This is a genomic window from Novosphingobium sp. UBA1939 (assembly GCF_002336885.1).
Classification (GTDB): domain Bacteria; phylum Pseudomonadota; class Alphaproteobacteria; order Sphingomonadales; family Sphingomonadaceae; genus Novosphingobium.
The window spans coordinates 1-8,420 of sequence record NZ_DDFB01000154.1 but is presented as its reverse complement, the minus strand read 5'-3'; the positions used below and the strand labels follow the sequence as shown (position 1 = coordinate 8,420).

Genomic DNA, 8,420 nt, shown 5'->3' with positions numbered 1-8,420 from the left:
CCGGCGCGCCGATCATGATCGGCACAAACCAGTTGCCAAAGCCGCCGATGATGGCGGGCATCACCATGAAGAACACCATGATCAGGCCATGCGCGGTGATCAGCACGTTCCACAGGTGAAGTTGCTGGTCAAAACTGGGATCGGAAACCCCCAGCCAATGCGCGAATGTGCCCAGATACTGGATGCCCGGCGCGGCCAGTTCGGCGCGCATCATGCCCGAAATCGCGCCGCCGATGATCCCCGCGAAAATCGCGAAGATCAGATAGAGCGTGCCGATATCCTTGTGGTTGGTCGACATGAACCAGCGCTGGAAAAACGCGGGCTTGTGGTCATGCTCGTGTCCGGCGTGGTGATGTCCCTCGCCGTGGGCCTGAAAATGGTCAGCAGTGGTAGCCATCGGTCAGAAAACCTTGCGCAAGAGGGGTCAGGCGGGCTTGGCGCCAGTTTCGGCAGGGGCCGCAGCCGGAGCGGCAGCGGCCACCGGAGCGGGCGCTTCGGGCGCGCCGTCGATCTTGGCGCCGCCATGCGTCATCACCCATGCGTTGAACTTGGGACGGGGCAGCGCCTCGACCACGATCGGCATATAGCCATGCCGCGCGCCGCACAACTCGGAACACTGGCCGTAATAGACGCCCGGTTCCTTGATGGTGAGCATCTTCTCGTTCACCCGGCCCGGCACCGCGTCGAGCTTGAACCACAGGCTGGGCACCGCGAAGGAGTGGATCACATCCGCCCCAAAGGTTTGCAGGCGGATCGGTTCACCCACAGGAACGACCATGCGGTTGTCGGCAGCCAGCTGGCGCGGCTCCCCGCGCTTGTCCGCCTCGGCATCAGGCAACAGGTTGCTGTTCACCTCGAAGCCGCCATTGTCGGGATAGGCATAGGTCCAGAACCACTGGTTGCCGATCGCCTTGATGGTGATGGCATCCTTGGGCGGTGTCTTGAACTGATGCGCCAGCAGCTTCATCGAGGGCACAAAGACCACCAGCAGGATCAGCACCGGAATGCCGGTCCACACCACTTCGAGCAGCGTATTGTGGCTGGTCTTGCTGGGCACCGGATTGGCGCGGCTGTTGAAGCGCAGCATGACATAGACCAGCAGGCCCAGCACGAAGAGCGAGGTGGCGACCAAAATCCACATCACGATATTGTCGTGCATCCACAGCGCCTCGAGGCCGGTGGGCGAATATTGCGTCTGGAAGGTGGTGCCGCCATCAATAGGCATCCCCTTGCCGGGGGTGGGCGCCATCGGCGTATAGCCGCCGGGCGCCACGGCGAATCGGTCATTACCGGCGGCGAATGCCGTCGCCGGAACCCACAGCAGCGCTGCGGGCGCGGAAATGCGCAGAAAACAACGCGCGAACGCGTTGGAAACTTCTCCCAATGTCATGGCCTACGATCTTTCTACATCCGCCGGTCGCAAGAGAAGTGCCCCCTCTCCGCCGGTTCCCACAGGCACACGGAACTTTTGTTCCTTGAACAAAGGTGTACCAGCGCTTGCCGCGCCCCACAAGCGGCTCTAGGAGGTTTTTTGATTCCGGCCAAAGACAGGCTGCCAACAGCCCGTTTGCGATGGCCCGCTGCATTTTAGACAAGGCTTGATCCGCGATGACCGAAGATGAAGTGTTGGCCGAATTCCGCGCCAGCCATGCCCTGCTCGAAGGGCATTTCCTGCTCTCCTCCGGCCGCCACAGCGCCTATTACCTGCAATGCGCCCGCGTGCTGATGAACCCCGAGCGCGCCAGCCGCCTCGCCATCGCCACCGCGCAGGGCATCCCGCGCGAACTGCGCAAGGAGATCAACAAGGTGGTCAGCCCTGCGATGGGCGGCCTGATCATCGGCCATGAAATGGGCCGCGCGCTGGGCGTGGAGGCGCTGTTCGTGGAACGCCCCACCGGCACGTTCGAGCTGCGGCGCGGCTTCACGCTGCAGCCGGGCGAAAAGGTGCTGATGGTCGAGGACGTGGTGACCACCGGCCTTTCCAGCCGCGAGGCGATCAAGGCGATCGAAGCGGCCGGGGGCGAAGTGATCGCCGCCGCGGCGCTGGTCGACCGGTCGGCCGGGGCGGTCGATCTGGGCGTGCCGTTCTTCCCGCTGGTGGCGCTGAACTTCCCGACTTACGCGCCCGACGAACTGCCGCCCGAACTGGCCGCGACTCCGGCGGTCAAGCCGGGCAGCCGGGCGCAGCCCTGATGGCCGGGGCAGCGGCCAACGCGGCGCTCACGCCGGGCCGGCTGCGGCTGGGCGTCAACATCGATCACGTCGCCACGATCCGCAACGCGCGCGGCGGCGACCATCCCGACCCGGTGCGCGCGGCGGAAATCGTCGCGGCGGTGGGCGGCGACGGCATCACCGCGCACTTGCGCGAGGACCGGCGCCACATTCGCGACGAGGACCTCGCCCGCATCCAGGCCGCCACCGACCTGCCGCTGAACCTGGAAATGGCGGCGACCGAGGAAATGCTGGAAATCGCACTGCGCCACCGCCCGCACGCGGCCTGCATCGTGCCCGAACGGCGCGAGGAGCGGACGACCGAAGGCGGGCTGGACGCCGCCGGCCAGCACAACCGCCTCGCCCCGATCGTCGCGCGCCTGTCCGACGCGGGGATTCGCGTCAGCCTGTTCATCGCGCCCGAAGCGCGGCAGATTGAGGCGGCGATCCGGCTGGGCGCCCCGGTGGTGGAACTGCACACCGGCGAATACGCCCATGCGACGGGCGAAACGCGCGCGATCGAACTCAAGCGAATCGCCGACATGGCCGCGCTGGCGGCGCGCAACGGCATCGAACCGCACGCCGGGCACGGGCTGACTTACGAAAACGTCCAGCCGGTCGCGGCGATTCCCCAGCTCGCCGAACTCAACATCGGGCACTACCTGATCGGCGAGGCGATCTTCGTCGGACTGGAAAACGCGGTGCGCCGGATGCGCGACCTGATGGACGAAGCGCGGTGATCGTTCCATTCCGTCATGCCAGCGAAGGCTGGCATCCGCGGCCAAGGGGCGCCACCCGGCGGAGCGAGACCCCGGATCAAGTCCGGGGTGACGGTCCAGGTCATAAACCGGTGGAACCGGCATGATCATCGGCATGGGCTCCGACCTTTGCAACATCGAGCGCATCCAGGCATCGCTGGACCGCTTCGGCGCACGATTCGAGGCCCGCGTCTTCACCGACGTGGAAATGGCCAAGGCCAACCGCCGTCCCTTCACCCGCGCCGGCACGCTGGCCAAGCGCTTCGCCGCCAAGGAAGCCTTCTCCAAGGCGGTGGGCACCGGGTTCAAGGCCGGGGTCTTCATGAAGGACATCGGCGTGGTCAACGCCTCCTCCGGCGCGCCGACGCTGGCGCTGACCGGCGGCGCGGCGGCGCGGCTGGCCAGGATCACGCCCGCCGGGTACGAGGCGGTGATCCACCTGACGCTGACCGACGATCATCCCTGGGCGCAGGCCTTCGTGGTGATCGAGGCCCGCCCGCTCCACCCCGACGCCCCCAGCGCACAAGGTGACGCTTGAACGAAACGACCGAATCCGGACCGGACCTGCCTGAAACATCCGCTGTTCCCGCAGCCGAAACGAAGCCGGCCGCCGCGGACGACACGCAGGGCGTCAACTGGCTGCTGGAACTGCGCGGGCTGGCGCTGATGCTGCTGGCCGTGGTGGGCTTTCACAGCCTGATCGCCAAGCCGTTCTACATCCCGTCGATCTCGATGATGCCCAACCTGCTGGTGGGCGACCGGCTGGTGGTGAGCAAGTATCCCTATGGCTGGTCCTGGGTCTCCGCCAGCTTCCACATCCTGCCGCGCGGGATGACGCGCATCCTGCCGCGCACGCCCGCTTATGGCGACATCGTGATCGTGGTGCCGCCCGATCGCGACGAGGACTACATCAAGCGCGTGGTGGCGCTGCCAGGCGATCGCATCGCGGTGGTGAACGGGCAGATCATCCTGAACGGGCGGCCCGTGCCGCAGCAGGTCGAACCGCCGCTGGAGCTGCCGGTCGATCTGAACCAGCCGTGCGATCCCGACGATTTCCCCGGCCTGCGCTATCGCGCGAACGACGGCCGCTGGTACTGCGAACTGCCGATCCTGCGCGAAACGCTGCCCAATGGCGCGACCTATCGCGTGATCGATCACCGCCAGCAGCCGCTGGACAACTACGCCGAGGTCAAGGTGCCGCAGGGCTATGTCTTCCTGATGGGCGACAACCGCGACCATTCCGCCGACAGCCGCGCGCCGATCGAGGAAAAGGGTCTGGGCGGTCCCGTCCCGCTGGCCGACGTGGGTGGGCGCGCCGAATTCCTCACCTTCTCGCTCGATGGCAGCGAGGGGTGGAACCCGCTGTCGTGGTGGCGCGCCTTGCGCGAAGGGCGCGCCTGGACCAGTCTGCGCCCCGAGATCGCGAAGACGGCGCAGAAGGACCGATAGACCATGGCCGAGGGTGACGAAAAAGGACGGTCCGGCCCGACCGACATCCGCGACGATCTGGTGCGGAGCGAAGCGAAGAAGGCCTTCGTCTGGATCGGTGTCGCCGCGCTGCTGGCGCTGGCGGTCTATCTGGCGCAACCGCTGCTGGTGATATTCGGCGGCGTGGTTTTCGCCGCGATGATCGACGGTGGGCAGCGGCTGCTGAGCCGCGTGCTGCCGATCCGCCGGGGCTTTCGCATCCTGATCGTGCTGCTGGCGGCGCTGGCCTTCCTGATCTGGCTGGTGATGTTCGCCGGCAGCCAGATCGCCGCGCAGGCCGCGCAGATGCCCGCGGTGATCGAGACGCAGACCGCGCGCGTACTGGCCTGGGGCCATGCCCACGGCATCTCGGTGAACCAGGCCGACTTCTCCAACGTCGCGGAGAAGCTGATCGGCGGCGTCGGCCCCGTCACGCGCGCGCTGGGCGGCATCTTCGGCGGCTTCGGCACCGCGTTCCTGATCATGATCCTGGGCATCTATTTCGTGCTGGAGCCGGACCTCTACCGGCGCGGCATCGCCTGGATGCTGCCCGAGGGAAGCCGCGAACATTTCCACGGCACTGCCCATCGCATGGGCAAGGCGCTGCGGATGCTGCTGTTCGGGCGGCTGATCGGCATGGCGGTGGAAGGCGTGGCGACCTGGGCGTTGCTCGCGCTTTATGGCGTGCCGATGGCTGCGCTGCTGGGGCTGCTCACCGGCCTGCTCGCCGCGCTGCCCAACATCGGCGCGCCGATCTCGGGCATCCTCATGGTGCTGGTCGGTTTTTCGGGTGGCACCGACATGGGCATCTTCTGCATCATCGTCTATGTCGTGGTGCAGACGGTGGACGGCAATATTATCGTGCCGATGGTGGCGAAGAAGACGGCCGACCTTGCCCCCGCGCTGGTGCTGGGCGCGCAGTTGATCTTCGGCGTGATGTTCGGCCTGCTGGGCCTGCTGCTCGCGGATCCGATCGTGGCCATGCTGAAGATCGCGCTGGAACGGCAAGCCGAACGCAACGGCCGCCCTTCTGTCGGCGGCTCCGGCGGGGAAGGCTGAGAAGGTCTCCGAAATGGCGCGCAAGTTCCTGTATCTCATCGCCGTTCTGGTTGTGCTGGTCATCGTGGCGCTGGCCGCCTTGCGCCTCTGGTCGCTGGAACTGACGCGGTTCGCCTTCGTGCCAAGGAGCAGCTTCGAGCAGAAAGGGCCGCTGCCCGATGGAGCCTACAAGGCACCGGGCATGTGGTTTTCACGGCCCGGCATCGCCAACGATCCGGCGCAGCTCCGCCCGCAAGGCATGAAGGCCGAAGGCGACCGTTCGCGCGCGGTGGTGTTCTTCGTCCATCCCACCAGCTATCTGGCACGCGATCACTGGAACGGATCGCTGGAGGACGCCGACGCAAACCGGCGCGCCGCTTCGTTCATCCGCGCCATGGGCAGCGCCTTCAATGGCGCCGCGCAAGTGTGGGCGCCGCGCTATCGCCAGGCGACGTTCGGCGCGTTCCTGACCGACAAGCCGGAAAGCGCGCAGGCGCTGGCGGTGGCCTATCAGGACGTGAAGGCCGCGTTCGCCAGCTTCCTGCAGCAAGTGCCGGCCGACGCCCCGATCATCCTTGCCGGCCACAGCCAGGGATCGCTGCACCTGATCCACCTGCTGCGCGACAGCGTGAAGGGCACGCCGATCCAGCAACGCCTGATCGCCGCTTACGCGATCGGCTGGCCGATCTCCGCCCGGCACGATCTGCCGGCTATGGGTCTGCCGGCCTGCGCCGGACCGGAAGACACCGGCTGCGCGATCAGCTGGGAAACCTTTGCCGAACCGGCCGAACCGGCGCTGGTGCTGGACGCCTTTCACGGCCGCACCGGGCTGGACGGGCAGCGCGTGGGTAACGAAGCCCCGCTCTGCACCAACCCGCTGACCGGCCGCATGGGCGGAGGCGCCCCGATCGCGGCCAATCTCGGCACGCTGCAGATGGACGAGGACCCGACCGGCGGGAAGCTGATCTCCGGCGCCGCGCCCGCGCGCTGCGACGAACGCGGGCTGCTGCTGATCGGCGATCCGCCAAGCGTCGGACCCTATGTGCTGCCAGGCAACAACTATCACGTCTATGACATCCCGCTGTTCTGGATGAACCTGCGCGCGGACGTGGCGCGGCGGACGGCGGCGTGGGAAAAGTCGCACTCGGTACCGACGCCATGATCACTACGTTCACGCCCGATTTCCGCGCCGCGCTGCCGGAGGGCGGCGTGCTGCTGGGGCTGGATACCGGCACGAAGACGATCGGCGTGGCGCTGTGCGACGCCGGCTGGCGCTTCGCCACTGCCGGCAAGACGATCGTCCGCCGCAAGTTCGCGCAGGACAAGGAACAATTGCGCGCGCTGGTGGCCGAACGGCAGGTGCGCGGGCTGGTGATCGGGCTGCCGCTGAACATGGACGGCAGCGAAAGCCCGCGCAGCCAGGGCGCCCGCGCGATGGCGCGCAATCTTGACGATCTGGGGCTGCCGATCCTGCTGTGGGACGAACGCTGGACCACGCAGGCGGCCGAACGCGCGATGATCGAGCAGGATTTCAGCCGCGCCAAACGCGCCGAGCGCATCGATTCGCACGCGGCCGCGCTGATCCTGCAAGGCGCGATCGACGCGCTGGCGGGCGGCGTGCTGTAAGCTCGGGACGGGAACAGCGCGAACCGGAACAGTCCCACATTGCCACTTGTCTTTGCCCCCGACGCCCGGCAGAGCATCCGGTATGGAGGACATGAAAAGCAAGTTTCCCCCACGGTTCAACATCCCGCCGGGTGTTGGCATGGACCCGGTACAGGGCAGCAAGGCCATCACGCGCCACGGCCACAGCGGCTTTCTGGGCATGGAATATGTCGGCCACGGCGAAGACTGGTTCGAACTGGCGCTGCCCTGGCGCGAGGATCTGGTGGGCGTGGAGGAAACCGGCGTGCTGGCTTCCGGCCCGATCATCAGCCTGCTCGACAACTGCACCTCGATGTCGGTCTGGGCGCGGCGCGGCGAATTCCAGCCGCAAGTGACGCTGGACCTGCGCATCGACTATGTGCGTGCGGCCACGCCGGGCAAAACGATCATCGCCCGCGCCGAATGCTACCAACTGCGCCGCAGCATGGCCTTCGTGCGGGGCATCGCGCACGATGGCGAACTGACCGATCCGGTGGCGCACGCCGCGGGCATCTTCATGCTGGTGGAGGCGAGCGGATGGATGAAAGCGTGACCAGCCCGGAGGAAGGCACACCCCTGCCCGCCGACCATCCGCTGCATCTGCCCCCCTATGCCCGCGCCATGGGCATGGAAATCGACCGGATCGAAGACGGCGTGCCCGTGATCGGCATGGACTATACCGAGCGGGCGGTGGGCCGTCCGGGCTATCTCCATGGCGGCGCGATCGGCGGAATGCTGGAAATGGCGGCGTTCACCGCGCTGCGGGCCGAACTCGACCGCACCGGCGCGGCGATGCGGATCAAGCCGGTCAACATCAGCATCGAATACCTGCGCGGCGGGGTTGACCATCGCACTTACGCCATGGGCCGCGTAACCCGCGCGGGCCGGCGCGTGGCCAACGTGCGCGTGGAAGCGTGGCAGGCCGATCGCGACAAGCCGGTGGCCAGCTGCTGGATGAACTTCCTGCTCGCACCGAAGGCCGGATAGGGCCTACTCCCGGGTCAGGTCGATCACGATTCCCTGGTCTGGCGCTTCCGCGCCAGGCGGCAGGCGAACGGCGTCGGCGCGCGCGCGGGCAAGGACGGCGGGTGGCACATCCGGGCCGGCGATCACCGCGTCGGCCTGCCCCAGCAGGCGCGCCTCGCGCAGGGTGAGATCGTCCGGATCGTCGGACCGCAGTGCGATGGTAAAGCGCCCGGAAAGGCCAGCCGAGGCGCCGGCGAGCCAGCGCTCCACGGCATCGGCCGGCGGCTCCGCCAGCGGATCGAGCGGCCCGCCCTGCTCCAGCGCGGCATCGAGCGC

Annotated in this window: 11 protein-coding genes and 1 pseudogene; 9 read left to right on the top strand and 3 right to left on the bottom strand. The window is 67.4% G+C overall.

Features of this window, described 5'->3' with window-relative positions:
* Together B3547_RS20720 and coxB are read right to left on the bottom strand one after the other, a co-directional pair.
* On the bottom strand, window positions 1–397 hold a 397-nt coding region (locus tag B3547_RS20720; RefSeq protein WP_292966626.1), incomplete at its 3' end, for a cbb3-type cytochrome c oxidase subunit I.
* A 27-nt stretch (window positions 398–424) separates the two neighbouring features.
* Window positions 425–1,390, bottom strand: a complete 966-nt coding sequence (gene coxB, locus B3547_RS20715; RefSeq protein WP_292966623.1) for a cytochrome c oxidase subunit II — start codon at window positions 1,388–1,390, stop codon at window positions 425–427.
* A gap of 218 nt (window positions 1,391–1,608) precedes the next feature.
* On the opposite strand from coxB, the gene pyrE reads away from it, so the two are divergent.
* The 9 genes from pyrE (at window position 1,609) to B3547_RS20670 (ending at window position 8,105) form a co-directional block, all read left to right on the top strand.
* Window positions 1,609–2,193, top strand: a complete 585-nt coding sequence (gene pyrE / locus B3547_RS20710) for an orotate phosphoribosyltransferase (RefSeq protein ID WP_292966620.1) — start codon at window positions 1,609–1,611, stop codon at window positions 2,191–2,193.
* Complete coding sequence (locus B3547_RS20705; RefSeq protein WP_125953844.1) at window positions 2,193–2,951, top strand: pyridoxine 5'-phosphate synthase; 759 nt, start codon at window positions 2,193–2,195, stop codon at window positions 2,949–2,951. The genes pyrE and B3547_RS20705 overlap by 1 nt, the downstream gene beginning before the upstream one ends.
* 121 nt (window positions 2,952–3,072) lie before the next feature.
* The gene (acpS, locus tag B3547_RS20700; protein WP_292966617.1) at window positions 3,073–3,507 is read left to right on the top strand and encodes a holo-ACP synthase; all 435 of its coding nucleotides are present in this window, start codon (window positions 3,073–3,075) and stop codon (window positions 3,505–3,507) included.
* Complete coding sequence (gene lepB / locus B3547_RS20695) at window positions 3,504–4,418, top strand: signal peptidase I (RefSeq protein ID WP_292966614.1); 915 nt, start codon at window positions 3,504–3,506, stop codon at window positions 4,416–4,418. The genes acpS and lepB overlap by 4 nt, the downstream gene beginning before the upstream one ends.
* Before the next feature lie 3 nt (window positions 4,419–4,421).
* Window positions 4,422–5,495 carry an AI-2E family transporter gene (locus B3547_RS20690; RefSeq protein WP_124810923.1) on the top strand — a complete coding sequence of 358 codons (1,074 nt, stop codon included), beginning with the start codon at window positions 4,422–4,424 and terminating at the stop codon, window positions 5,493–5,495.
* Between the two features lie 13 nt (window positions 5,496–5,508).
* Window positions 5,509–6,636 carry a DUF3089 domain-containing protein gene (locus B3547_RS20685; protein WP_292966610.1) on the top strand — a complete coding sequence of 376 codons (1,128 nt, stop codon included), beginning with the start codon at window positions 5,509–5,511 and terminating at the stop codon, window positions 6,634–6,636.
* Complete coding sequence (ruvX, locus tag B3547_RS20680; RefSeq protein WP_124810931.1) at window positions 6,633–7,100, top strand: Holliday junction resolvase RuvX; 468 nt, start codon at window positions 6,633–6,635, stop codon at window positions 7,098–7,100. Before B3547_RS20685 ends, ruvX begins: the two co-directional genes overlap by 4 nt.
* Before the next feature lie 91 nt (window positions 7,101–7,191).
* Window positions 7,192–7,671, top strand: a complete 480-nt coding sequence (locus B3547_RS20675) for a PaaI family thioesterase (protein ID WP_124810925.1) — start codon at window positions 7,192–7,194, stop codon at window positions 7,669–7,671.
* Window positions 7,656–8,105, top strand: a complete 450-nt coding sequence (locus B3547_RS20670) for a PaaI family thioesterase (protein WP_124810926.1) — start codon at window positions 7,656–7,658, stop codon at window positions 8,103–8,105. The genes B3547_RS20675 and B3547_RS20670 overlap by 16 nt, the downstream gene beginning before the upstream one ends.
* A gap of 3 nt (window positions 8,106–8,108) precedes the next feature.
* Here B3547_RS20670 and B3547_RS20665 read toward each other — a convergent pair.
* Window positions 8,109–8,420, bottom strand: a pseudogene (locus B3547_RS20665) (siroheme synthase); the annotation flags it as partial.

Bases quoted from the DNA above. Each gene is read 5' to 3' on its own strand.
- coxB (WP_292966623.1), bottom strand. From the start codon at position 1,390: ATGACATTGGGAGAAGTTTCCAACGCGTTCGCGCGTTGTTTTCTGCGC.
- pyrE (WP_292966620.1), top strand. From the start codon at position 1,609: ATGACCGAAGATGAAGTGTTGGCCGAATTCCGCGCCAGCCATGCCCTG.
- B3547_RS20705 (WP_125953844.1), top strand. From the start codon at position 2,193: ATGGCCGGGGCAGCGGCCAACGCGGCGCTCACGCCGGGCCGGCTGCGG.
- acpS (WP_292966617.1), top strand. From the start codon at position 3,073: ATGATCATCGGCATGGGCTCCGACCTTTGCAACATCGAGCGCATCCAG.
- B3547_RS20690 (WP_124810923.1), top strand. From the start codon at position 4,422: ATGGCCGAGGGTGACGAAAAAGGACGGTCCGGCCCGACCGACATCCGC.
- B3547_RS20685 (WP_292966610.1), top strand. From the start codon at position 5,509: ATGGCGCGCAAGTTCCTGTATCTCATCGCCGTTCTGGTTGTGCTGGTC.
- ruvX (WP_124810931.1), top strand. From the start codon at position 6,633: ATGATCACTACGTTCACGCCCGATTTCCGCGCCGCGCTGCCGGAGGGC.
- B3547_RS20675 (WP_124810925.1), top strand. From the start codon at position 7,192: ATGAAAAGCAAGTTTCCCCCACGGTTCAACATCCCGCCGGGTGTTGGC.
- B3547_RS20670 (WP_124810926.1), top strand. From the start codon at position 7,656: ATGGATGAAAGCGTGACCAGCCCGGAGGAAGGCACACCCCTGCCCGCC.